This window comes from Mucilaginibacter sp. (assembly GCF_965201005.1).
In the GTDB taxonomy this organism is placed as follows: domain Bacteria; phylum Bacteroidota; class Bacteroidia; order Sphingobacteriales; family Sphingobacteriaceae; genus Mucilaginibacter_A.
Genome location: NZ_OZ241747.1, coordinates 1,817,404 through 1,844,062, shown reverse-complemented (window position 1 = coordinate 1,844,062; position 26,659 = coordinate 1,817,404). Strand labels below are relative to the sequence as shown.

The 26,659-nt window shown below is 41.8% G+C and carries 17 protein-coding genes and 1 tRNA gene; 4 read left to right on the top strand and 14 right to left on the bottom strand.

Annotated features, from left to right (window positions below):
• Positions 1–47: 47 nt before the first annotated feature.
• Positions 48–121, bottom strand: a tRNA-His gene (locus ACOFKR_RS08505).
• Positions 122–239: 118 nt separating this feature from the next.
• Between ACOFKR_RS08505 and rnhA the strand changes: the two genes are divergently transcribed.
• On the top strand, positions 240–710 hold the full coding sequence (gene rnhA / locus ACOFKR_RS08500; RefSeq protein ID WP_419803593.1) for a ribonuclease HI: 471 nt from the start codon (positions 240–242) through the stop codon (positions 708–710).
• Between the two features lie 70 nt (positions 711–780).
• Here rnhA and ACOFKR_RS08495 read toward each other — a convergent pair whose 3' ends face one another.
• The 5 genes from ACOFKR_RS08495 to ACOFKR_RS08475 all read right to left on the bottom strand — a co-directional run bounded on the left by ACOFKR_RS08495 (position 781) and on the right by ACOFKR_RS08475 (position 7,979).
• Positions 781–1,275: a metallophosphoesterase family protein gene (locus ACOFKR_RS08495; protein ID WP_419803592.1), complete on the bottom strand. Its 495-nt coding sequence runs from the start codon at positions 1,273–1,275 to the stop codon at positions 781–783.
• 75 nt (positions 1,276–1,350) lie between these two features.
• Positions 1,351–2,061, bottom strand: coding sequence for a tRNA1(Val) (adenine(37)-N6)-methyltransferase (locus ACOFKR_RS08490; RefSeq protein ID WP_419803591.1), 711 nt, complete (start codon positions 2,059–2,061; stop codon positions 1,351–1,353).
• Complete coding sequence (locus tag ACOFKR_RS08485) at positions 2,062–2,451, bottom strand: VOC family protein (RefSeq protein WP_419803590.1); 390 nt, start codon at positions 2,449–2,451, stop codon at positions 2,062–2,064. It abuts the gene before it with no gap.
• 44 nt (positions 2,452–2,495) lie between these two features.
• The gene (purL, locus tag ACOFKR_RS08480) at positions 2,496–4,703 is read right to left on the bottom strand and encodes a phosphoribosylformylglycinamidine synthase subunit PurL (protein WP_419803589.1); all 2,208 of its coding nucleotides are present in this window, start codon (positions 4,701–4,703) and stop codon (positions 2,496–2,498) included.
• Positions 4,704–4,895: 192 nt separating this feature from the next.
• Positions 4,896–7,979, bottom strand: a complete 3,084-nt coding sequence (locus ACOFKR_RS08475; RefSeq protein ID WP_419803588.1) for an HsdM family class I SAM-dependent methyltransferase — start codon at positions 7,977–7,979, stop codon at positions 4,896–4,898.
• A gap of 547 nt (positions 7,980–8,526) precedes the next feature.
• On the opposite strand from ACOFKR_RS08475, the gene ACOFKR_RS08470 reads away from it, so the two are divergent.
• Together ACOFKR_RS08470 and ACOFKR_RS08465 are read left to right on the top strand one after the other, a co-directional pair.
• On the top strand, positions 8,527–10,701 hold the full coding sequence (locus tag ACOFKR_RS08470) for a glutamine synthetase III (protein WP_419803587.1): 2,175 nt from the start codon (positions 8,527–8,529) through the stop codon (positions 10,699–10,701).
• A gap of 291 nt (positions 10,702–10,992) precedes the next feature.
• Entirely contained in the window at positions 10,993–12,171 is a 1,179-nt protein-coding gene (locus ACOFKR_RS08465) for an AIR synthase related protein (protein ID WP_419803586.1), read from the top strand.
• A gap of 47 nt (positions 12,172–12,218) precedes the next feature.
• On the opposite strand, the gene ACOFKR_RS08460 is transcribed toward ACOFKR_RS08465, so the two are convergent.
• From ACOFKR_RS08460 to ACOFKR_RS08440, 5 genes are all read right to left on the bottom strand, one after another.
• Entirely contained in the window at positions 12,219–13,031 is an 813-nt protein-coding gene (locus tag ACOFKR_RS08460; protein WP_419803585.1) for a hypothetical protein, read from the bottom strand.
• Between the two features lie 4 nt (positions 13,032–13,035).
• Positions 13,036–15,327: a family 20 glycosylhydrolase gene (locus ACOFKR_RS08455; RefSeq protein WP_419803584.1), complete on the bottom strand. Its 2,292-nt coding sequence runs from the start codon at positions 15,325–15,327 to the stop codon at positions 13,036–13,038.
• A 70-nt stretch (positions 15,328–15,397) separates the two neighbouring features.
• Positions 15,398–16,000, bottom strand: a complete 603-nt coding sequence (locus ACOFKR_RS08450; protein ID WP_419803583.1) for a DUF4230 domain-containing protein — start codon at positions 15,998–16,000, stop codon at positions 15,398–15,400.
• 73 nt (positions 16,001–16,073) lie between these two features.
• Entirely contained in the window at positions 16,074–17,030 is a 957-nt protein-coding gene (trxB, locus tag ACOFKR_RS08445; RefSeq protein ID WP_419803582.1) for a thioredoxin-disulfide reductase, read from the bottom strand.
• A 426-nt stretch (positions 17,031–17,456) separates the two neighbouring features.
• Positions 17,457–18,707 carry an MFS transporter gene (locus tag ACOFKR_RS08440; protein WP_419803581.1) on the bottom strand — a complete coding sequence of 417 codons (1,251 nt, stop codon included), beginning with the start codon at positions 18,705–18,707 and terminating at the stop codon, positions 17,457–17,459.
• Positions 18,708–19,029: 322 nt separating this feature from the next.
• Between ACOFKR_RS08440 and ACOFKR_RS08435 the strand changes: the two genes are divergently transcribed.
• A complete protein-coding gene (locus tag ACOFKR_RS08435; protein WP_419803580.1) occupies positions 19,030–20,970 on the top strand; it encodes a gliding motility-associated C-terminal domain-containing protein in 1,941 nt (646 codons plus the stop codon).
• A gap of 88 nt (positions 20,971–21,058) precedes the next feature.
• Here ACOFKR_RS08435 and ACOFKR_RS08430 read toward each other — a convergent pair whose 3' ends face one another.
• The 3 genes from ACOFKR_RS08430 to ACOFKR_RS08420 form a co-directional block, all read right to left on the bottom strand.
• The gene (locus tag ACOFKR_RS08430) at positions 21,059–21,301 is read right to left on the bottom strand and encodes a DUF2630 family protein (RefSeq protein ID WP_419803579.1); all 243 of its coding nucleotides are present in this window, start codon (positions 21,299–21,301) and stop codon (positions 21,059–21,061) included.
• 326 nt (positions 21,302–21,627) lie between these two features.
• Positions 21,628–23,133, bottom strand: coding sequence for a RagB/SusD family nutrient uptake outer membrane protein (locus tag ACOFKR_RS08425; RefSeq protein ID WP_419803578.1), 1,506 nt, complete (start codon positions 23,131–23,133; stop codon positions 21,628–21,630).
• 55 nt (positions 23,134–23,188) lie between these two features.
• Positions 23,189–26,446, bottom strand: coding sequence for a SusC/RagA family TonB-linked outer membrane protein (locus ACOFKR_RS08420; RefSeq protein WP_419803577.1), 3,258 nt, complete (start codon positions 26,444–26,446; stop codon positions 23,189–23,191).
• Positions 26,447–26,659: the final 213 nt, after the last annotated feature.

The following is a 26,659-nucleotide window of genomic DNA, read 5'->3' as shown; positions in this document are numbered from 1 at the left end:
ACAAACAAAAAAAGCCTTCCACATTTAATGCAGAAGGCTTTTAAACGGGTGGACGATGGGGCTCGAACCCACGACCCTCGGCACCACAAACCAATACTCTAACCAGCTGAGCTACGCCCACCGTTTTGTTGCTACAAAAGTAAAAATCTTATGGTAAATGTCAAGTGGTTTGTGCCGAAATTTTTCATGCTGTTTTTAGCAGGTATTTTTCGGGAAGTAAAAATTACTTTTGCTGCTAAATGATCGAAATTTTTACAGACGGTGCCTCCAGCGGAAACCCCGGGCCGGGCGGCTACGGCACTATTTTGCGGTCGGGCGGCCATTATAAAGAACTTTCCGGCGGCTTCCGTAAAACCACCAACAACCGCATGGAACTGATGGCCGTGATCTCGGCTTTGGAGGCAATCAAAAAACCAAATCAAACGGTCACAATTTATTCGGATTCCAGGTACGTGATCGATGCGATCGAAAAAAAATGGGTTTACGGCTGGATCAAAAAAGGGTTTAAAGACAAGAAAAACAAGGATTTGTGGCTGCGTTTAATTAGCGTTTACAGTCAGCATCAAATCCGTTTTGTTTGGGTGAAAGGCCACGCCGGCCATCCCGAAAATGAACGCTGCGATGAGCTGGCCGTTGCCGCGGCAAAACAAGCCAACTTACCTTTAGATGTTTTTTTTGAAGCAGAAATCTTAAAAGATAAACTTTTTTAGCAGCTGCTGCTTTCCTTGAATACGGCAATGCTTCTTTTATCAACCTAAATTTAAGCTGTTTGATTGCAAGTCAAGGTTTTGCAAGTTCAATAACTTCAAGGTCAGTAATGTTTTTTTTATCGATACAAAACCGCATCAGGGTTTGCGTTTTGTGCCAGCCTTGTTTGCCTGCCGCGCCCGGGTTTAGGTGCAAACAATTGATTTTTTTATCAAACATCACTTTTAAAATATGAGAATGCCCACTAATGAACAAATTGGGCGGATTTATATAGATTTCGGGTTTAACGGCTGCATTGTATTTATCAGGATAACCGCCGATATGCGTCATCCAAACATCAACTTCCTCACAAAAAAAACGGAGGTTTTCCGGATAAACAATGCGCACATCTTTTCCATCGATGTTGCCATAAACGCCGCGCAAAGGTTTAAAGGCGGCAACTTCGTCTGCCAGCGCGATATTGCCGAAATCGCCCGCGTGCCAAATTTCGTCAACATCTGCAAAATGTTTAAAAACGGCCGGATCTAAATAACCGTGCGTATCCGAAAGGAGGCCAATTTTTGTCATGGTTTTTTGGTTAGTTGATGGTTAACAGTTCATGGTAAGTTGCGCTCAGGCCTCGCCCTTCAAACCCCGTACTTCTCAAAATATCATTAAAAAATCTTTTAATAAAGTTTGATAACCACCACTGTAAACTTTTTGATCTGCATAAATGGTAAATGGTTCGTTTTTAATTTTGATCCGATTTAAACCAAAAGAAAGTATATATCGATGCGGAATTTCATTTTTGAAAGAAGAAACAGCAATTTCGTGTTGCAAAAACAATTGGTTTGCCGCCAAAGCTTTCACAACTGATGCTGTTTTTACCGGTAAAATTATCCACAAACTTCCGTTTGCAGTTAGAAAACCAGGGACATTTTGGAGCAGGTTTTCAAAAAACTGCGGCGCGGCGTGTTTTGCCAGCGTTTTGTTTTCCTGCGGAGAAGTTAACGAATCCAGATAAAACGGCGGATTTGAAACGATCAAATCGTATTGCTGATGCTGTTTTTGCAGCCAAAAATTTTGTATTGAAGTTGGATGGATTTGAAGCCGGTTTGAAAAAGGTGAATTTTTAAAGTTTTGTCCGGCAGTTTCTGCGGAAGCAGGATCAATTTCCACCGCATCAATTTGCGCATCCGGGAACCGTTGCGCAAGCATCAGAGCAATTACGCCGGTACCGGTGCCAATGTCTAATATTTTGTCGGATTTTTCTGCGAATGCTGTTGCGCCAAGCAAAATGCCATCTGTATTGATTTTCATGGCGCAGTTGGTTTGGTCAACGGAGAATTGCTGGAAATAGAAAACAGAACTCATTTATTTTTCGTACAATTCCAGCGGCAAACCGTCCGGATCGGCAAAAAAAGTAAAACGTTTTCCGGTAAATTCATCTACCCGGACCGGTTCTGTTTGCACATTTTTATGCGATAAAAACAGTATTGCTTCATCCAAATCATCAACTGCAAAAGCCAAATGACGTAAACCTGCCGCTTCCGGCCGTGATGGACGCGGTGTTGGATCAGGAAAAGAAAACAATTCGATTTGATATTGTCCGGCAACTTTCATATCTAATTTCCAGGAATTTCTGGCTTCACGGAAAACTTCCCGTTCTACTTCAAAACCTAAAATTGCCGTGTAGAAATGTTTGGAAATTTGATAATCGGAACAGATGATGGCGATGTGGTGGACATTATTAATTTTCAGCATAATTATTTATGATTCACAGATTGTGGGAAGATTTCACAGATAACTTAATCGCCTAAAATATTGTGCAGCACATTGTCATAAATAAATGATGCTTCTTTTATCGACCCAAAATCAGTATCGTCAACTTCTAAATTTTCGGAAGTAACCGTTCCCAAAAAACTAAATTCAACTTCTGATGTAGCCATTAATTCTACCAAAGCTTCCTGGTTTTCCGGTTTGATGGAAACCACCACTCGGCCTTGTGCTTCGCCGAAAAGGAAGGCATCTTTGCGGGTTTCTACATCGCTTTCGATCTCAAAACCCAATTTATTTGGAAAAGCAGATTCCAGTAAGGCAATATATAAACCGCCATCGGCAACATCATGGGCGGAAACCAATAGTTTTTCTTTGATCAACTGCTTGATAACCTGATGCATGGCATATTCTTTTTCCAGATCAAAAAATGGCGCGGGAGAAGCAGAAACCTGGTGAAAAGAGGCCAGATATTGAGACGAAGAAATATCGTTTTTTGATTCGCCGATCAAGTAAATCAGGTCGCCTTCGTTACGGAAATCAGAACGGGTCAAATTGGAAAGATCGTCCATTACGCCCAGCATTCCGATCGTTGGCGTCGGGAAAACCGGGCCTTCATCGCTGGATTGATTGTAAAAACTCACGTTTCCGCCGGTAACCGGAGTTTCAAATTTGGTGCACGCGGCAGTCATGCCTTTAATTGCGCCAACGAACTGCCAGTAAACTTCCGGCACGTAAGGGTTGCCAAAGTTGAGGCAATTGGTAATTGCAACCGGTTCACCACCGGCGCAGGTTATGTTTCGGGCAGCTTCGGCAACGGCAATGGCGCAACCAACTTCCGGATCAGCATAAACGTATCTGGAATTGCAATCCAACGTTAAAACAATCGCTTTATCTGTGCCCTTAACTGCAACAACGGCCGCATCGCAAGGCTGGTTGGTGGTAACGGTGGAAGTGCCGACCATCGAATCGTATTGATCGGTTACCCAACGTTTGGAAGCAATATTCGGATGAGAAATCAGATGATCGGCAACGGATTTTAAATCTTCCGGTTCTGCAACCTGGTCAATATTAAACTTTTTATTCTCTGCAAAGTAAGCTGGTTCGCGGTATTCGCGTTCGTAAACCGGCGCGCCTCCACCCAAAACCAAATCATCCGCAGGCACGTCGGCCACCATTTCGCCGTGGCGATAATAAACCAGACGTTTGGTATCGGTTACTTCGCCAATTTGTACACAGTTTAAATCCCATTTATCAAAAACAGCTTGTACTTCTGCTTCGCGGCCTTTTTGCACTACGATCAGCATTCGTTCCTGCGATTCTGAAAGCAAAATCTCAAAAGGTTGCATGTTTTCCTGACGCGTAGGAACTTTATCCAGATCGATAACCATTCCATGTTCCCCTTTAGCAGACATTTCGGAATTGGAGCAGATGATCCCAGCCGCGCCCATATCCTGCATACCGATTACTGCACCGGTTTTGATCACTTCCAGAGAAGCTTCCAGCAATAATTTTTCCTGAAAAGGATCACCAACTTGTACGGCAGGCAGATCATTTACAGAATCTTCAGTGATATTTTTTGAGGCAAAAGCGGCACCGTGAATGCCGTCTTTCCCGGTGGAAGAACCTACAATATAAACCGGATTGCCCACGCCATAAGAAGTTGCAGAAACGGTTTCCCCGGCTTTTACAATTCCTGCGGAGAAGGCATTTACCAGCGGATTGACTTGGAAACATTCATCAAAAAACAACTCGCCGCCTACAGTCGGGATACCAAAAGCATTGCCATAATCGCCAATTCCTTTTACTACTCCTTTTATCAGCCATTTTGTGCGTTCGTTTTTTAAATCCCCAAAACGAAGCGAATTCAACTGTGCAACCGGCCTTGCGCCCATTGTAAAAATATCGCGGTTGATGCCGCCAACGCCCGTTGCCGCGCCCTGATAAGGTTCTAAAGCCGAAGGATGGTTGTGCGATTCGATCTTAAAAGCGCAACCGATTCCGTCGCCCAGATCCACCAGTCCGGCGTTTTCTTCCCCGGCTTTGGCCAGCATCCGCGGACCGTCTTTCGGCAGTTTTTTTAACCAGGTGATGCTGTTTTTATAGGAACAATGTTCGCTCCACATCACCGAAAAAATGGAAAGCTCGGTAAAGTTGGGCACACGGCCTAATATTTCGTTAATTCGGTCATATTCTTCAGGAAGCAGGCCTAAATCTTTAGCGGTTTGAACGTTGGTCATGTTTTGCGGCTCCAATTCGTGTGGGTTTGATGGAAGCGCAAAATTAAAAATTTAAAGGAGGTTTGCGCATGTAATTGCAATTAGCTGTTCCGCCCTGAACATAAATTTTAGGGCATAAAAGAAGCATCTGGTTGGCAGATGCTTTTTTTATGAATGCAAAACCGTATTTTGATTCGCAATTTGTACTATTGATCAAAATAATTTTCCTTGTTCTTGACTTGCAATTTTTGCTTCGTTAAAAAACTCACCAAATTTTTCTTTCCAGTAACTGTCTAAAATTTTCTTTTGAAGTTTACTTTCCGAAGAAATTTCAAATACCAGTTTTTCTAATTGCTTGGCAAATTTAAAGGTATTTTTAGCTTCATATTTTCCTTCTACCAGCATTTCTTTTAACTGTTCTACATAAACGCTAAATTCAACTTTGTTTCGCTGTGCCTTTACCCCTTTTAAACTTTGTGCTTTTTGCAAACGGGCGTTAATCAATTGGTAAGTCGCACGGTAAAGCTCAAGTAAAACTTCTTCGCGTTCTTCTTTATTTTGATAACCAATAGCTTCAAGTATTGCACTGTCTAATTTTAGCCTTTCCGGGTTTACATTTGATAAACTTTCAAGTGTTCCTAATTCATCTTTGTAGTTTTTTGTTTCAACCAGATCAACTTTTAAACTTTCTAAATCAATTTCAGGAAAAGGAAAAGCAGCTAAATCATAAGTTTCGATTTTTCCGGCACCTTCTCCTAAATTACTTCTCATAATTAGTTGTTGAATTAACCAACTAACCGTTGAATTCATGTACAACCAAATCGTTTTGGATTTTTTTTCTGAATAGATGTTGTGAAAGTTATTATTGGAAAAAGCATCAACTAAGAAAGTTTTACCAAAATCATTGATTATATAACTAAATGACATCGCAGGAACTTTTTTTGAACCTACAAAATACCATTTGTTACGAGCTGCTAAAGAAGATGCTTTGTTTATCTGCTTTTTTTCTGCATCAATAATATAACTAAATGCGTGTGGAGATTTTGATTTCAAACCATTCTTTTCCTCATCAATTATAAATACGGAATAAGGTAGCTTATTTGAATTTACGCTGTAAGTTTTTACATCTTTCGGACTTGTAAGCATTGGAAACAAAAATTGCTTTTCTATCAACCAAAGCTCATTAAAACCATTTTCAACTAAAGCAAGGTTTTCATTATGTACTTGTTTGATAGTTTTAAAGCCTTGATAATTATTGAGTACTGCTTTGAGTAACCCTTCCTTTTCTTCAGATACTTCTTTTACAATGAAGAAATCATTACAACCAGTTTTAATACCAAATTTTATTTCATCTGCTATATCTTTAACTGTAACAAACTTTTCAATTCCTTTTTCTATTATATCAAAATAAACTTGTGGTGCTTTCAAAAATTGTCCCCATTTAGTAAATTTTGATAATGTATTTTGTTGGATACAATTTAGGTGAAAAGATTCATTAGTTGCACTGTCATTCGATGCTTGTATAATAGTTTGTAATTTGTTTACGCCTTTGTATTTTTTTATTGCTTCGGCCAAAGTAGAAGTGAAATAAACAAACTTTACCATGTTTGCATTTCGTGCATCTTCATCTCTTTGTTTTCGTGCAATTACAATGGTAGTATTTACAGATGCCGACGGGAAAAAACGTTCAACTTCGCTGTCTATAATAGCAACTATTTCATAATTACGAAGCAAGTAGCGTTGCATATCAATTCCATAATCAGTATCAAGCCAACTATTCTGGCAAATAAAAGCAAGGTAACCTTTGTCTTTTAAAAACACACTTGCATGGTAAAAAAAGTAGCCGTAGATAGAAGTCCGTTGTGAAGGCTGAAAATCACATTCGGCTTTTATCAAACTTTGAATTTTGGCTTTGTTTACGGTGCCACGCATCGTTCCAATATCTTCCTGCCGTGTGTAAGGCGGATTACCAATGATGGCATCAAATTTGGGAAGTGGCCTGCTTTCTTTTTCGCCTTGTTGGTTATGGAAAGCAACTTTAGTGTTTTCGGTAATGGCAAAAAAATCTTTATTGGCAATGCGTGGGTAACTTGGCTTTCGGGTATTGCGTATGGCTAAGTTAAGCATACTTAGATAAGCAGGATAACCAGACAAGTCATTTCCATAAATTTCATTTAATAAAATTTCATGCCTTGCCCCTTTATCTTCTTCGGCACACAGCAACTTTTTACGTTCGTACGCACGGACTAAAAAAGTACCGGAACCACAGGAAGGATCAAAAATCTTATCATTACTTTTATGGATGGCAAAAGCGTTGATCAAATCAATTACATTTGGCGGAGTGAAATATTGTCCTAATTTATGGCGTTCATCTTCACGTATCAACTCTTCAAAAATCCGCCCGATAATATCAAAAGGAATATTACTAAAATTGTAATGTCCTTCTGTATCTAATACTTCTTTTACCAGGTCAATTGCGGCATCACTAACAAAAGGAATATTGAATATAATATCAGAACGTTCTCCAATAAGCAGTTCAAAGTTTCCGGTAACTTCCTTAAATGTTTCAAAATATTTCCAGATCAATTCTTCCAATTCAATAGGTGTATTTATTGAATCAGGAACTTGCATTGGATGTAAATCACTCCAGGTTTGGTTATCTACATAAGATTTATAAAAGATAAGTTTTGAAATAAGCATCAACACACTAATGTAAGTGAGGTTTTCTATTTCATCGTAAGTTGAAGGTTTGTTCCATAACTGGCTTTGCGAATAGCGTTGAATTTCTTTTTCAAAACTTTTGTCGTTTCTGTACTTTTCCCAAACTGTATTGCTGATTGGATAAGCATAAACTTCGATAAGTTTGCGGATTTTGAAAATGAAAAGTTCATCAAGCGGACTGAACTTAATTGGTTTCCGCTCTAATATTTCAATAGCACGATCAATGTAAAATTGTGCTATGGTACGCAGCCGGTTTAAAATCTCTTTACTTGGCGAGTAGCTTTGGCTTAAACGGCTAATGTCTGCAAGTGTAAAAAAGCCTTCATTAACACTTACCTTTTCGTATAACTTGTCTTTATCAAAAAAGGCACAAGCCAAAAAATTACAGTTGCCAAAATATTTGATATTGAACTTTTGAGCGCGCTCAACCTCTCTCATTAAAACGCCACTATCAAATACACTTTTCCCGTCTTTGGCCGTTGGGTCTTTAAGCTCTATAAAAAAGATCGGCTTTCCGTTTTTATTCTTTAAAGTGATATCAGCGCGGTTTTCTTCTTGCGGAGAATATGGTTCCAATCTTCCTTCTAAACCTTGTTCTTTAATAAGTTCGGTAAATACTGTGTTTAAGGTTCCTTGTAGCTGCGTTCTATCTTCATATCGATTTGTAAAGCTAAAATTTTACCTGTTAAATTATTGCATCCATAAAAGATGCACCTGCCAGATAATGCTTCTTTTACACGGTAAAAATCATTATCCTAAAACTGTATTGCTCATTTTTTATACTAACCATTTTCCAAATGGTGGGTGCGTAATAACTCCCATTCAAATTTGTAACCCGTTGTTTCACCATAAATGACAAATTTTTAGGTGATAAAAACAGCACGCGTTGAAGCCGATAAAACTCCATTGGAAAATATTTCATTAATTGATCCAGCCAAGCCCAGTCAAACGTAGATTATTTCGGATTTTTAATCTATATTGATGCTTTTTAGGATTGTTTTTAATAAAATTTAGCTTTTATTTGTGAAATTTGCCACATTTCTTGTAACTATGGACAATAATTTCGATCTAAATATTTGTTTTATACGTCGATTTACAAACTTGATAAAATCCCATAATTAATATGTCTAACATTCGTTTCCAGGCCCTTCAATCTGTTTCTACCAGAACTATTCCTGAAGTAAAACCGCCATCCAGCAGAATTTCTGATTATTTTGGCTCCAACGTTTTCGATAAAAAGAAAATGAAAGAATATCTGTCAAAAGAAGCTTACCAATCCATTATTGATTCGATTGAAAGCGGTATGACGATTGACCGGGACATTGCCGAGCATATCGCGTCCGGTTTAAAAGCTTGGGCCGTAAGTAAAGGTGTAACGCATTATACACACTGGTTTCAGCCTTTAACCGGTACAACGGCCGAAAAACATGATTCGTTTTTTGAGCCAAATGCAGATGGCAGCGGTATCGAAAAATTTAGCGGTGATGCTTTAGCGCAGCAAGAGCCGGATGCATCCAGTTTCCCAAACGGTGGCATCCGCAATACGTTTGAAGCGAGAGGTTACACTGCTTGGGACCCGTCTTCCCCGGCATTTATCATCAACCAAACGCTTTGTATCCCAACTGTATTTGTTTCTTACACCGGCGAAGCACTGGATTATAAAGTGCCTTTGCTTAAAGCGTTGGTTGCTTTGGATAAAGCTGCGGTAGATGTTTGCCATTATTTTGATAAAAGCATCGAAAAAGTAAATGCTTCGCTGGGCATTGAGCAGGAATATTTTCTGGTGGATATTGCCTTGTTTAATGCACGCCCGGATTTGTTTATGACCGGACGGACGCTGTTCGGGCACATGTCTGCAAAAAGCCAGCAGTTGGAAGATCATTATTTTGGTTCGATACCAGACCGTGTTTATGCGTATATGCAGGATTTTGAAACGGAAGCCTTGAAGTTGGGCATTCCGCTTAAAACACGCCATAATGAGGTTGCGCCTTCACAATTTGAGTGTGCCCCGATTTATGAAGAAATCAACCTGGCCATCGATCACAACCAGTTATTGATGGATTTGATGGACAAAGTTGCCTTGCGCCATCATTTCAAAGTATTATTGCACGAAAAGCCTTATGCCGGTATCAATGGTTCGGGCAAGCACAATAACTGGTCGCTGATTACCAATACGGGCAAAAACCTGTTGTCGCCGGGCAAAACGCCGAAAAATAACCTGATGTTCCTTACTTTCTTTGTGAACACCATCCGTGCCGTTTACGAACATGCAGATTTGTTGCGTGCGTCCATCGCTTCGGTCACTAATGACCATCGCTTGGGTGCGAATGAAGCTCCGCCGGCCATTATTTCCATTTTTTTAGGCAGCCAGCTAAACGAGGTTTTAGATGAAATTGATACCGCACGTATCAGCCGGATTATGAAAGATGAAAACTCTTTATGGTCAGGTATCCCGAAAATCCCGCAGATTTTAAGGGACAATACCGACCGGAACAGAACGTCGCCTTTTGCTTTTACAGGCAATAAATTTGAGCTGCGTGCGGTCGGTTCTTCGGCCAATTCATCCAGTCCGATGACGATTTTAAACCTGATTGTGGCCGACCAGCTGACCAAGTTTAAAAACGAAGTGGACAAACTCATTAAAAAAGGTGAGAAAAAAGATGTGGCTTTGATGATGGTTATCAAGCGTTACATCAAAGAATCCAAATCTATCCGCTTTGAAGGCAACGGTTATAGCGAAGAATGGGAAAAAGAAGCGGCAACACGCGGCCTGGCCAACATTAAATCAACCCCGAAAGCTTTGGATGTTCTGGTTACCGAAAAAACGGCCGAACTATTTCAGAAAACCGGCGTTTTCAGCGAACGTGAGGCACATGCGCGCCACGAAATCCTGCTGGAAAACTTCTATAAAAAACTGCAGATTGAGGCGCGCGTAATGGGCGAACTTATCAATAGTTCTATTTTACCGGCTGCAATCATCTATCAAAATAAATTAATTGACAACGTGAAAGGTTTGAAGGAAATTGGTTTGGAAGAAACTGCTTACAGTGCACAAATCGATTTGATCCGTAAAATTTCCACCCATATCAACGAAATCAAAAACAATGCAAACCAAATGCTCGAAGAACGAAAAAAAGCGAATGCCATCGAAGATATCCGCGAGAAAGCAATTGCTTATGATGAGAAGGTAAAAAGCTATTTCGACCCGATCCGTTACCATGTGGACAAACTGGAGCAATTGGTGGACGATGCCCAATGGCCGCTTCCTAAATTCAGGGAATTGTTGTTTATAAAATAAGCTGTCGGCTTTTAGTTGTCAGCAATCAGCTTCCTATCTAAGTTTATAAGCTTCGGAAAATTTCCGAAGCTTTTTTTATGTATGTAAAATTGCTAATTAGCTGTTAGCAATAAGCGATCAGCTCAAATTTATAGCGATAAAAACAGTATTAAACTTTTACGCTGATAGCTGATAGCTGGTTGCTAACTGCCTTTCCAAATTTATGCTCATAAAAACAGTATTAAACTTTTCATAAGCTGATTGCTGACAGCTGATTACTAATTGCCAAAAGCTTTTTCCTACTTTTGCCGCATGATTTCTTCCGAAAGATACGATTTGCGGGGCGTTTCTGCTTCCAAAGAAGATGTGCACCAGGCCATAAAAACCATCGATAAAGGCATTTTCCCGAAAGCTTTTTGCAAGATCATTCCTGATTTTTTAGGCCGGGATGACGCTTATTGCAACATTATGCACGCGGATGGTGCCGGTACAAAATCCGCTTTGGCGTATATGTATTGGAAAGAAACCGGCGATATTTCAGTTTGGAAAGATATTGCCCAGGATGCCGTGATCATGAACCTGGACGACCTGCTTTGCGTGGGTGCCACGGATGATATTTTGCTTTCCTCTACCATTGGCCGCAACAAAAATCTGATTCCGGGAGATGTAATTGCCGCCATCATCAACGGAACGGAAGAATTGCTGGCACAACTGCGCGAAGCTGGAATCGGCATTTATTCTACCGGTGGGGAAACGGCCGATGTAGGTGATTTGGTGCGCACGATCATTGTAGATTCCACCGTTACCTGCCGCATGAAAAGGGCTGATGTAATTGATAACAGCAATATCCGGGCTGGTGATGTGATTGTAGGTTTGGCTTCAGACGGACAGGCTTCCTACGAAAAAAACTATAACGGCGGCATGGGTTCCAACGGTTTAACTTCTGCCCGACACGATGTGTTTAACAAATCGCTGGCCGAAAAATTTCCAGAGAGTTTTGATCCCGCCGTTCCGGAAGCGTTGGTTTTTTCCGGCTCTAAAAACCTGACTGATCTGATTGAAATCGGTAACGGCAAAACTGTTACTTCCGGCAAGTTAGTCCTCTCGCCTACAAGAACTTATGCACCGGTAATTAAAGAAATATTGCAGCAACATCGTGCGCAAATACATGGTATGGTGCATTGTAGCGGCGGCGCACAAACCAAAGTTTTACATTTTGTGGATGAGCTGCATATCGTAAAAGACAACCTGTTTCCGGTTCCGCCATTGTTTAGATTGATTCAGCAGGAATCAGGCACAAGCTGGCAGGAAATGTACAAAGTCTTTAATATGGGCCATCGAATGGAATTGTATGTTCCGCAGGATTTGGCGCAGGAAATCATCAATATCGCTAATCAATACAATATCGCCGCACAGGTTGTTGGCCGGGCAGAACCATCCTCCACCAAAAAATTGACCATCCGATCTGAGTTTGGCGAGTTTGTTTATTAAGTTGATGCTTCTTTTACCGGTATAAATTCAGTAATTCAAAAACGCTGTTACCTTCTGTGCCGGTGATGTTTTTTAGCGGAATGAATACTTTTTTTATGCGCTGTTTTTTCTGTATGATGCCTGCGCGCTGAAGTATGATGCTTCTTTTGCGGGGTATTTTTTGTGGAAACAGCAGGTGCAGCAACCGTACTTTTAACCGAATCTTTTATGGCAGCAGTTTTCTGCGGATCGTTTTGCGCTATTGTTTTGACCGTAAAATTATTGCTTCGGAGGCCGTATTCTAGTATCCGTTTTTCGCCGGTTGGTTTGGCGTTGCTTCCGTTCCCGTCAAAAACCGGAAACTCGCGCATTAAGATACCTTCCTTAATATAAAAATTATCTTCACCACGATAACCTTTTCGTTGTGAGGAAGTTAACTTCGGAAAATCCAGTTTTTGCGCCTTGTTGTCTTGGTATTCAAAAGCATAAATGTGGGTGTAAGCTGTGGTATCTTTTGCCTTTACCCGGATCAGGATTTCCGGGTTGCCGTCCATGTCCATATCAGTATTGTACACATCGGTAATTGTACCATCCAAATCACCTGTTGTGGTTGTATATTTTTGAGCGGAGGAATCGGAGGCCAAAATCAGCAATGAACCGTTTTCGGCAGCACCGCGCCCCCAGCTAAAAATATCAAAACTGTTCCCGGGCGAAACTTCAATCAGTTTATGAAACCGGAAAGGCTGCATCAAAACCGGTTTTTCGGGTGCCAAAAACTTTTGCGACGGTTTTTCCTTTTCCTGGTTACAGCCTGAAAATACCGCGATAAAAACAGTAATCAGCCCAAGATAAATGCTTCTTTTATCACCTAAAAAATCCATAAAATCAATTAAATAAAATGTCTGGTGGAAGTTCTGTCTGTGGTTTTCCGGCTAAATTTAAGTAAACTCTTAATGTAGCGGTGTCCCCGGCATCAAAATATTTAATTTTTATTTTATGATAGCCCTTTTGCAGCGGCACCAAGCTGGTTTTGTTTGAAATTGCGTGTTTGCCATCGTTATCAACAACCAACTGATCGTCCAGAAATAATTGTGAACCATCATCAGAAGTGAGGCCGGTATTGTAATTGCCGTCTTGATCTATCCGCAGATAACCCTGATAAATCACCCCAAAACCTGCATTGTTTTTTTTGTAGGCCGATACGTTTATAGTTTTGTTTGTGCCCGAATCGGTAACCAAAGCACTGTCTGTTTGGGCAAGATTGACAAAATTTCCACTTAAAACTTTAAATTTTAAACCTTCGTGCAGGGTATCCAATTTTGTAATTGCCAAAAATGGTTGTCGATAGTAAATTATGGCTTTGCCAACAATGCTTTGGTTTCCGCAAGGCGTAATTTCTAAAGTTTGCAGTGTTTTAAGCTGATTTTTTTCTAAATTGATTGGTATCGGAGCTTTATAAACCAGTGATTTCTCTGTTGGAAAACTGCCGTCCAGCGTATAAAAAATCCGGCTGTCGGCAACAGAAGGTTTCAGCGCATAAGTAATGTTTGGCGTTAAAGTCAGCGAATCTTTCAAACCAAAAGGTTCTGGCACGCGGTAATTGATACCGGCCGCATCCAAACGCAGCAAATGCCGCGGCAAACGTACTTCGGCAAAATCACGATAGTTTTTATTGGCGAGCGGTGTCCAGGCAATTTCTGCCAAAGCCAGTAACCTCGGCAGCAGCATATATTCTGCTTTTGTTGTAGTGGCAATGTATTCTGTCCACAAATTGGCCTGCACACCAATGATATACTTTTGCCGGTCGGAATCCAAAACCGCCGGAACCGGGTTGTAAGAATAAGTGAGTTTTAAAGGCGCGTAGCCACCGATGGAAGCTGGTTCCTGATCGGATTTGCTTTGTGCTTTATCAAAATACAAACCATTATACTGCGAAGTCATGATGACATCGTGGTTTAGTTTTGCAGCTGCAATCCCGCCGGATTCGCCGCGCCAGCTCATCACCGTAGCGTTTGGTGCCAGTCCGCCTTGCAAAATCTCGTCCCAGCCGATGATGTTGCGGCCATGTTCATTTAAAAATTTTTCAATCCGGCCAATAAAATAACTTTGCAGGCCGTGCTCATTTCTCAGCTTCAGCTTTTTGATCAGATTTCTGCAAAAAACAGAATTATGCCAGATCCTTTTCGGCACTTCATCCCCACCGATGTGGATATATTTTGAGGGGAACAAATCCATTACTTCGGTCAAAACATCTTCCAAAAAACTAAATGTGTATTCAGACGGGCAATAAACATTATCAAAAACGCCCCAGGTTTCGGCTACTTTGTAAGCTTTTTTGGAGTTGCAACCCAGCTCCGGGTAAGCCGCCAAAGCCGCCTGCGAATGGCCTGGCATTTCTATTTCGGGGATGATGGTGATGTAACGTTCGGCAGCATATTTTACAATCTCCCGGATTTCGTCCTGTGTGTAAAAACCGCCATACGGCGTGTTGTCAAACTGTTTTGGCCGTGCATGGGCATTACCGATCAAAGTTTGTGCGCGCACACTGCCAACTTCGGTTAGTTTGGGATATTTTTTGATCTCGATACGCCAACCCTGATCATCCGTTAAATGCCAGTGAAACGTGTTGATTTTGTAGGAAGCCAGCAAATCCAAATATTGCCTGATAAAAGAAGCAGGGGAAAAATGCCGCGAAACATCCAGGTGCATACCGCGGTATTTGAAACGCGGATAATCTTCAATCTCGGCACAATTGATAGCATAAGTGCCGTTGGCTTTTGCATCGGCCAGCAACTGGATCAGCGACTGCACGCCGTAAAACAAACCTGCGTCCCGACCAATAACCGTGATTTTTTGAGGGCTGATGCTGAGGCGGTACGCTTCGGAATTTGCGGTATCAGCACCAACAGAAGTGAGCTGGATAACAGAAGTTGCCGTATCATTGCTTTGAGGGTTGTTTTGAAAGTTTTGCAGATACCTGTTCAAAAAAACAACTGCCCGGTCATCTTTTAATCCGGATTGCACAATGCTTCTTTTATGCAGTAAAAATTGGCCTGTTTTTATTTTAACAGAAACCGGCGCAGGTATCAAACCTAAATTCGGACCGGTGTTTTGGGAGAAAGTTTTTGCAGCAAAAAACAGCAGCAGGAAGAAAAACCGGCAATATTTAAAATTCATTTATCAGGATCGATCAAAAGCCAAAAAACGTTACGCTTACGGCAACCGCATGTGTTTGGGTACAAAGTGTTTACTTAAAAATCAACCCTACTTTTTTGCCCGAAAGATTTTCCAGCATCGGCTTAAAAATCAGGGCGGCATTTTGCCTGGTTTTTTGCAGTAACTGCATATCTGCGGCATTTTTTAACAAACGCTGCTCGGCAATTTTGTAAATCCCTTCCACCATGTCCTGCACATCGGCATTAAACCAGGTGCCGGAAACGTCGTAAACTTTGGATTTCTGGTGATCTAATTTTACATAACAGATTTCCGGCTGGGGCAAGGTTACCGTAACAGAATCTTCACCAACTTTTACAATATCTCTTTTTTGCACTTTCATCAAATCAATGCAGCCAGTTACCTCGCCCACGGCCACAAACAAAATGCGTTTATCCGGCAAAATTGAACGGATTTCCTTTTGCTCAATCACATCTTTCATGGAATATTTTACCAGTTCAAGCTTGCCCATCGCCGTAATTTTCTGCACCATCACATCTTCGTGAAACTCTTTTTTAGAACCGAATAATTTATCCTTTAGGAAGAAAATCCCGGCAGCAATTATCCCCGCTGCAATTATCAGCAAAAACAAATATTTAAAAATACCATTGCCGGCAAAATTTGGGTTCGTCATCATTTTTATGCTTATAAAAAAAGCTTCTGTGCTTTTGGCAGCATAGAAGCTTTGTGTGTTTTCTATCAACTATAAATCAGGCTTCAACTTCCACCTCTTTGGCGGCCAGATAACGTTCGGCTTCCAGCGCGGCCATACAACCGGTTCCGGCTGCGGTAACGGCCTGGCGAAAAACTTTGTCCTGCGCATCGCCACAGGCAAAAACACCTTCTATATTGGTTTGCGTAGTGCCGGGTTTGGTCAGGATATAGCCCACTTCATCCGTATCAATATACTGTTTAAAAATATCAGTGTTTGGGTGATGGCCAATTGCCACAAAAAAGCCGGTTATGTCCAAAGTACGCTCTTCCTGCGTTTGGTTGTTTTTGATACGCACACCTTCAACGGTTTGTCCGTTGCCTACGATTTCCTGTGTTTCAGAATTATAAATGATCTCGATATTATGCGTGTTTTGCACCCGGCTTATCATTGCTTTGGAGGCACGAAACTCTGGTTTACGCACAATCATATACACTTTGCGGCATAATTTGGCCAGATAAGTAGCTTCTTCTGCGGCGGTATCTCCGGCCCCAACAATCGCCACATCCTGATTTTTGAAGAAAAAACCATCACAAACCGCACAAGCCGAAACCCCAAAACCATTATATTTCTGCTCAGATTCCAAGCCAAGCCATTTTGCAGAAGCCCCGGTTGAAATAATCACCGTATCTGCCGTGATCGTTTTCACTTCATCAATAATTACTTTGTGCGGGCGGCTCGAAAAATCGACAGCACTTACATAGCCAAAACGGATATCGGTGCCAAAACGTTCGGCCTGTTTTTGAAACTGTTCCATCATTTCCGGCCCCTGGATGCCATCCGGATAACCTGGGAAATTTTCCACTTCTGTAGTTTGCGTCAGCTGGCCACCAGCCAGCATCCCCGTGTATAAAACAGGTTTTAAATCAGCACGAGCCGCATAAATGGCAGCCGTATAACCAGCCGGGCCAGAACCAATAATCAGGCATTGTACGTGTTCGGTATCTTGAGGCATATTGTTTTGGTGTTTGTGCAAAAATACATTTTTACGGGATATTTGGTTGAAGGCAAATGTCAGGTAAAGTTAATTTTAGGGTGATAAAAGAAGCATTGAAGTTTTTGATAAACCGGATAATAAATCAGGACAATTTGATTTCCTGAAGTTCTGATTTTGCACAGGTTTATCAAAAGGATAAGTATATAAAACCAATTTGAACTCTGCAGTTGTTTGTTTTTTATCTTAGAAGGTGTTTAAAATTTATCGTTAAAAAAGTATAATGCTTCTTTTACCCTATAAAATTTAGTGCCTGCATCAATTTAAAATAAAACCCATCATTTTTTAGGTAATAAAAGAAGCATATAAAACGTATTTAACAAATTTTAAACAGATGTTAGTCAACTTTAAACCAAAACATATTCAGAAACACAACCTGTTTCTGTTTTAAATTGAAAAGTTTTGTTTTGAGAACCGGATTTTTTGCAGGACTAAAGCAACAAGCATTGCCACTCCGCAGATAAAACCAATAACCGGTGCGGTTGTAATACTCATCCCCCAACCTGAAACATAAGCACCAATCACATCACAAAGATTTACAATCGCCATATAAGTCGTAAACTGCGACCCTTCTACCCTGGCCAGGCACAATGCCATCAACACCGGCATGGCGGCCACACTAAAAAGCGGATCGGCCATGCTGTAGATAATCACGCCGCTGGTGCTTACAGTTCGGTTTGCCCAAAAGTGCCCCAAACTGCTGAACACTAAAAAGAACGTAATCACAGCAATCATCACCAAAAATTGTAATTTACCGGCACCAATCCGGTCTGCAATAATCCCTCCGCACAGCGTGACCAGGATGGTAATCATGCTGCCCCAGGTGCCCTGCAAAACGGAAAGCTGGTTATCGTCCCAATGCAAAAAATGAATAAGCTGAAAAGTGTAAGAACGGATAAAGATGCTTAAACACAGATAAACCAGCGCAATCATCCCGAATGTTTTCAAGCTGTTTTTGTGCACGATGCCATTATATAACTGTGTAAAAAGCCATTTTAAGTTAGGGTTTTCAGTTTTTGCGCCATGATTTTTTTTATCATTTTTTAGGTTGAAGGAAGGCATGTACGAATCAGACCGGTCAATTTTGGTAAGGTAAGTGAGTACCGTAAAAACAAACAGCAAAAACGATTGGCAGGCAGCCGCATAAAAAAAACCAAACTTGTGCATCAAAGTTGAAAATCCGGCGGCACCGGCGGCAACTCCAAGCAACAAGCCCGAACGCATAAAAGCGTTGATACGGCCCTGCTCCTGCTTCGGCACCATGGCAATTGCCGCGGCATCAACACTGGCATCTTGTATGGAGGCAAAAATGCTGTGCACAAAAAATATGGCAGTAACAAGTTTCAGTTCTGCAACGGGGTTTTTAATCAGCAATAAACATAGCGTAGTGACCAGTGCCAGAAACTGCGAAAACACAATCCAGTGTTTGCGGTGGCCCATTAATGAAAACTGATACCGGTCTATCAGCGCGCCCCAGATGAACTGAAATATCCATGGAACACCGATCAATGCATCAAAACTGCCTACTGCCAACGCGGTTACGCCTTTACCGATCAAAAAATTAGCCAATGCGGTCAGGGCAAATCCTGCAGGGATGCCCTGCATGGCATATAAATAAAAAAAGGTGAAGTACCGCAAGGCGGCACTCTGTTTTAATACCGGTAAACTATAGGGCAAATTGAATGGTTTTTAAGCAGGTTAAACAGCCGTTTTTAAGCATTGTTCTTACAAATTTACCCTGGTAAAAACAGTATACGTTGTAAAATTCCGGCCGTGCTGTGTGGGTCAAATCGGTTTTTTTGCAATTTATCATTACAAAACCGAAAGTGGTTTACTTATAGATTTAATTTTTCAATCATACTTAAAGCAATTTTGTAGTATTGTAAAACCAATTGTCGATCTGCTCCGTAAACCCAAACGGTATCGATTTTATTTTTATAAAAACTTGTTGCGTGCGGTGATGAAGCGTTTTTTGTGTGCCAACAGCTTGTGTCTTAAACTGATAATACTGTTTTTATCGGTATTTATTTTGCCTTGCCAGGCACAAACCTGCAACGGCGTTTTGGGTGAACCTGTGTTTAAGGTTGATTTTGGGGCAGGCACCGACAGGGGAAACCCGCTGCCGCTTACCGAAACAGATTATATTTACACTTCTACTTACGGGCTGCTGTACAAACAATACAGTATCGTAAACAACACGGCCGGTTTTTACAGCCAGTGGTTTTCTGTGAACGACCATACCGGAAATACAAACGGCTACATGATGATTTTTAATTGTGCCGCGGTTGGGGATATCCTTTACACCAATAAAATAAGCGGACTTTGCCCCAACACCACATTTGAGTTATCTGCCTGGCTGCTTAGTTTATTGAACAAAGATTTGCTGAAAGGCATTGATGCCAACGTTACTTTATCGGTAGAAACCAGTTCCGGAACGGTGCTGAACACTTTCAATTCAGGCGATATCCCTACAACAAACACACCCGAATGGCGCAATTTCAAACTTTATTTTACCACGCCGTTACAGCAAACAGATATTGTGATCAAAATCATCAACAATGCCCCCGGTGGTGATGGCAATGATTTGGCTTTGGATGATATTACCGTACGCCCTTGCCAGCCTGATTTGAATGCTTCTTTTAGCACACAAAATTCGGCACAGACTTTAACCCTTTGCCAGGGCGATGATGCTGTATATCAATTAGGCACCAACATAGTTGCGGCGTATCAAAACCCTGCGTATCAATGGCAGGTAAATACCAGCGATGGTTCGGGCTGGAAAGATTTGGCCGGTGCCAACTCAACTTCCATACAATTAAATTTTAAAACCGACCAGCCGGGGCTTTACCAGTACAGGTTATACAGTGTGCAGGAAAAAAACAAAGATTTGGCCTGTTGTCAGGTTTTTTCTGATACGGCAAGTGTTCAAATCAATGCAAAACCAGTTCCGGCAGTAGCTGCAAATACGCCTTTGTGTGTTGGTTCTGCCTTAAATTTATCGGTTGCAAAAGCAGCATTGTACAAATGGAGCGGCCCGGCAGGTTTTACATCTTCAGCACAAAACCCGGTTATCAAAAACGTTAATGCTGCACAGGCTGGTTGGTATTATGTTATGCTTACTTCGGCAGCAGGTTGTGTTGCCACGGATTCTGTGCTGGTCACATTAAATCCGGAAATCGGTTTTGATACCGGTGCCAACGTTACCATTTGCCAGGGAAGCAGTACCGTTTTAAATGCAAGTGGTGGCGTGTCTTATCGCTGGTATCCGGCTGCGGGCTTGTCTGATAATACCATTCCCAATCCGGTTGCCAACCCTTTGATCACTACTGTTTTTAGGGTAGAAATTACCAATCAGTACGGCTGTGTGAATACCGATTCGGTAACCATAACTGTTGCCAAACCGCCCGTTGCCATTGCCGGGCCGGACAAAAAAGTAACTGCCGGGAAATCAGTCCGTTTGTCGGGGAAAATATTGGGGAACCATTACACGTATTACTGGCTGCCCGCCACCAATCTTACAAATATCAATACATTGGAGCCTTTGGCCTCGCCGACAGAAAACACCACCTACACGCTTCATGCAGTTTCTGCTTTGGGCTGCGGCGAAACGGTGGATTCTGTGAACGTAAAGGTTTATCAGGAATTAGTTGTGCCCAACACTTTTTCGCCAAATGCCGATGGCGTGAACGACACCTGGAACATTACGGCTTTAGAAGCTTTTCCGGCGAGCATCACAGAAGTTTATAACCGTTACGGACAACAGGTTTTCAGGAACATGAGCAACAATAATCCCTGGGACGGGACATATAACGGACAACCGCTGCCCGTTGGGACTTATTTCTACAAAATCTCCAACGAAAACAAAATATTGAAATCCGGCTGGGTTTTGATTGTCAGGTAAAAAAACAGGCGGTAAAAGAAGCATGGATTTTCAGCAAAAAATCAACTTGCCAAAAATCTATGCAACAATTGTTTCAAGTCAAAACCGCTTACTCTTCGTAGTTTTCGATTGTTTTTTCTGATCGCATGGCGGCACGGTTTGGGTCTTCCCCGGCATCACGGAGCGCGCGGCGCTGGCGCAGCAAATCCCAGTATTGATCCTGTTCCGGTTTGATTTTATGCAGTTCTGCAACTTCATCGTCCGTCAGTAATTCTTTACCGTACAACTGTTCCTGCCGCTCGGTAAGCGTTTTAATGTGCGCCATAATTGCGGCATCGTCCATGTTTTCCATTGTGATTTTTGTTTTTATTGATGATGTGTTAAGTGATTAAACCGGCAAAGGGTTTGCTGGCTGGATTGATTTATTTTGGCCGAAAATGTAAACTGTGCTTAAGTCCTGTTTGGATTATATTTAATGATACTGACATGCTTCTTTTATCACCTAAAATTTGGCGGTTTTTGAAGGGTTTTCCATCAGCAATTATTATAAAACAAAATTTATGGCCATAAAAGAAGCATTTTTTAACTTTCTGTTGGAAATTTGAACCGGCATCAAATTTAGCGATAAACAAAAAGGAGGAATTTCTTCCTCCTTAAAAACTTGCAAAAAGTTGTTTTTTAATAACCTGAGTTTTGATACATTTTTGCAGGGTTCAGCTTGTACTCATCAAATGGGATCGGGTAATACCGATCTTTTGCAGAAAAGTTGGTTATAACTGCAGCTCCATAATCTGCCTGCGGTTTGCTTTTAAAATAAGCAACCAGTTCATCGGTAGTAAAAAAGCGGAGCAGATCAAACCAACGATGATGTTCAAACGCCAGTTCTACACGGCGTTCGTGCAATATGGCCAGTTTTAGGGTTGAAAACTTATTGCTAAAAGAAGCATTGGCCATAGAAGCAGCATACGTTGGCATCCCGGCGCGGGTGCGCACCATGTCCAGGTATTGTATTGCGGTTGCGTTATCGCCCAAATACATATTCACTTCGGCAAGCATTAAAATCACGTCTGCATAACGGATCAGGTTCCAGTCATTCCCTCCATACCCCAAATTGCCTGCAGCCGGGCTGGCATCCCGGAATTTGGTGATAAACCAATCCTTAACAATCGGATCATTGGCAAATTTTACCGAATAAGCCATTCGCGGGTCGCCGGTTTCGTATTCGTTGATTAAATCGTGTTTCACATTACCGCCGGTCCCGGTAGAAACCAATAATGAATTAATGGTTTCGCCTTTAGCCTGATTATTGGCAGCTATGCTTGAACCGTAAGTGGCATCGCCCTGTTTGTTTACAATCTGAAAAATAAGTTCCGGACAGGTTGACTTCTTGTTCACATCAAAAACATCAGTGTAAGGAATGCTGCTTAAACTGGTAAATGTTTTCATGCTGTAAGCATTCATCAAATAGGTTTTGGCATTGTTGAGGTTAGTGGTTCGGTTGGTTTGGTCAAGCGTATTGGCCATGGTTAAATAAACCTGACCTAATAAAGCGTTTGCCGCAGCTTTAGAAACCCGGCCAATGTTAGCACCTGTTTGTAAATTGGGCAACGGACTGTTGTTGACAACATCAGTTAGATCCGCTACAATTTGGGCATAAACGGTGGCTTGTTTTTCGCGGAAAGTGCTGGCCGCAACATCATCGGCCGTAGTTAATTGGCTGGTAACCAAGGGTACATCACCCCAAAGCCGTACTAAATGGAAATACATCAGCGCGCGTAAAAACTTGGCTTCGGCAGTGTATTGCAGTTTCAGGTTCGGATCTGGAAAAGCAACCTGATCAATATTGGTTAGTACCACGTTGGCCCTTGAAATTGTTCCATACAGGGAAACCCAGTGGCTTTTTAAATAAGTATTACTCGGCAGCAATGAAAAATTATTGAACTGAAAAGGTTCGCCGGCGTTGGATTGATTATCATTCCGGCCGGTATCGTCAGAGCGTTCATCTGTCCATAATCCGCTGTTCTCACCAATATTATTGCTGCTGCGGAGGGATTGATAAATGCCGTTAACAGCCAGTGACACATCGTTTGGCGAACGGAAATCAGCACTTAAAGCAATTGCGTTCGGATCATTTTGTTCAAGGAAACTTTTTTTGCAGGATGTTGCCGTAACTAATATTAGCATTAAACATGCTGTTTTTATCGATATATTTTTCATGTAAATCTTCTGAAATAAATTATTAAAAAACCACCCTAACACCCAGATTATACGATCGAACGAGCGGATAAACACCGTAATCTATCCCGGGGGCCAGGTTTGGTGGCTGCGTATTGTTGGAAGTGCTGCTGGAATAATTGTAATCAACCTCCGGGTTGTAACCTTTGTATTTGGTGATGGTAAAAGCATTGACCACGCTTCCAAAAATGCGGGCGTTGCTTACGCTTAGTTTTTTAGATAATGAAGTTGGGACAGTGTAACCGAGCGTTAAATCTGTACATCTGATAAACGAACCATCCTGCAGATAAAAGCTGGAAAGCCGGGTACTATTGCTTTGAGTACCACCTCGCGAAGCACGATAAAAAGAGCCGTCGCCCTGGTTGGCGGCGTTACGATATCGATCTGCCACATTTGCATATTGGTTGCCAGAACCTTCTCCGTTATATAGGTAATAATCCTGCCCGTCAAGCACCTTATTGCCATAAGAGCCGTTCAAAGAAGCATTAAAATCAAACTTTTTATAAGTAGAGTTGAGGTTAAAGCCATAAGTAAATTTGGCATATGGCGTACCGATAATGGTTTTGTCCGCATCGTTTACAACACCATCACCGTTGGTATCCACAAAATACAAATCGCCTGGCTTTACCGGGTTGGTAGATGATGCCGATTTCGGGACAGAATTGATGTTTTGCGAAGTTACCATTCCGCCAACTTTAAAACCATAAAACATACCAACCGGCTGGCCTTGCTGCGTAATGTTTGTAAGGTAAGAACGCTCGGCACCATTGATAATAATCGTGTTGTTGTTGCTTAGTTTGGTAACTTTATTTCTATTGATGGAAATATTACCGGCCAGGTTAAGTTTAAAATCTTTACTGCTTATTACGCGGCCGTCCAATTGCAAATCCAAACCGTTGTTACGGATCTGGGAATCATGCAAATTGGTTAAAATAGTAGTGCTGCCGGATATGGCAGAAATAGGCTGGTTGTAAAGCAGGTTGTAAGAATAGCTTAAATAGTAATTGGCAATTAAAGATAACCTACCTTTGAGCAAACCAATATCGGCACCAAAATTATATTGCGATGTGGATTCCCAACTTAGTTTTGCATCCTGGATACCGTTTGGATAAGTAGCCGTTACAATGGTATTATTGCCAAAAACAACGCCGGTTGGGTTGGCCAATGTTTGATTGGTACGGTAATTCGGGATGTTATAGTTTCCGCTTAAACCCCAGCTTGCACGCAGTTTTATGGTTGATTGTGCGCCTAACAGATTATGGTAAAAAGGTTCTTCGGACAGCGTCCAGCCACCAGCTACAGAAGGGAAATAACCATATTTGTTCAGCGGGCCGAAACGTGAGGACCCGTCAGCCCGGAAAGAACCGGTGAAAAAATATTTTCCTGCGTAATTATAATTTACGCGGCCTAAGTAAGAAAGTAACGTATTTACGGATTTACCAGATGCATTGTTTAGGGTAAAAAAGTTGGCATCCCCTGCACCTTTGGCCGTAATTTCCGGGATATTGTCATTCTGGAAACCGCGTGCCGTAACACTTAAAATATCGCTGGTGGTTTGCTGCGCCGTATAACCGGCCAGCAAATCTAACCGGTGTTTGCCAAGTTGCTTGTTATAATTTAAGGTGAATTCGCCTAATTGATCTACCTGCGAAATGGTTTGTGCCATTGCATTTGCTGCAGCAATAGCAGCCGTTGATCCCGGCGGGTTGGCACCGCTGCTCAAAGTTGTAGGTAGATAATAATCGTACTTTTCGTTATAAGTTTGTGCACCTAAATTGGCTTTAAAAGTAAACCCGGGCAAAATCAAATAACTGGCCGTGGCATTGTAAGTGCCGCGTTGTCCTTTACGGTTTATTTTAGTCCGCTCGGCCAAAGCAACCGGGTTTTCAATAGATTGATAACCGTATGCCGCAGATTGCGAAGCAGCCGTATTGGTCGCCAAACTGCCATCTGCGTTATAAGCCGGGAAATATGGCATGTAAATCAGTGCACCCAAAATTGGTCCGTGGTCAAAACGGCCTTCCTGCACTTCCTGATTAGTGTTTTGTGTGTACGAAATATTGGCAGCAACATGCAACCGTTTGCTTACATCCCCATCTATGTTGGTGCGGAAATTGTAACGCTGCTGACCGGTGGTATGGATAATCCCAGCCTGGTTTTGATAAGCACCGCTTATAAAATATCTTACACCACTTGCGCCGCCGGAAAACGACAAGTTGTGTTTCAGGTAAAAGGCATTGTGGTAAAGTTCATCCTGCCAATCGGTGTTTACAGTCTGGTGTATCAAACCCTGTGTGGCAAAATTGTAAATATCAGCCGGGATTTGTACCGAAGAAGCATTGTTAACATTGGCCACCCTTGTGGCATTATTATCAGAATACATAGCGTCGGTCCAGCTTTTTCCGGAGTTCACCCATAAATCGTGGTAAGTGTTGTTACGGCCGTCTATTACCAGTTGCGCATAACTATCGGCATCTAATAGTTTTACCTTGTGTGCCAAATGACTAATACCTGTTTGCACATCATATTCAAACTTACCTTTGCCATCTTTGCCATGTTTGGTGGTGATAATAACCACACCGCCGGAAGCACGTGATCCGTAAATTGCTGCCGATGCCGCATCTTTTAAAATATCAACCGATTCAATATCATCCGGGTTGATAAACACATCATTTCCGGCCGGATAACCATCAATTACATACAAAGGATCAGAACTGGCATTGAACGAACCGATACCGCGGACCCGGATTTTGGTGCTTTGATATGGTGCGCCACTGGTTTGCGATACCTGTACACCGGCAACTTTTCCTACCAAAGCCTGGCCTAAAGTTGGCGCGGCCAGATTCAGTTCGCTGGCTTTTACGCTGGAAATAGCTCCCGTCACGTCGCTTTTTCTAATTGATTGATAACCAATCGCCACTACTTCGTTCAACATAGTGTTTGCCGGTAATAGTTTAATGTTGATTTGCTGCCTGTTGCCAACCACTACTTCCTGCCGGGTGTAGCCGATATAAGTAAACACCAGGCTGGAACCGGGTTCGGCAGCTAAGGTGTATTTTCCGTTTGCATCTGTTACGGTGCCGGTTGTGCTGCCTTTCACTATCACACTCACACCCGGCGCGGGTTGGTTCGTCTCATCTGTAACCGTTCCGGAAATGCGCAGCGGTACTGTTTTTACCATACTTTGCGGATAGAGCGGTGCCGCAAACACAGTAACTGCGGAAGGCAGGCAAAACGTTGTGGCCACAGTTAAAATTTTCAAACTGTTGCTTCGGAGAAAATCGGGGTAAATCTTTTTTTGCATAGATTTCTTGCGTTGATACCGCAAAATTATCGCTGCCGGTTTTAAGAAAAGGTACTGGGCGGATTATCGTTTTGTTAATATTCCGGTTAAATATCGAAAGCATTTAACCTTATGGAAACATTGTTTTAGAAAATTTCAACACCAAATTTATACCGGTAAAAGAAGCATGTT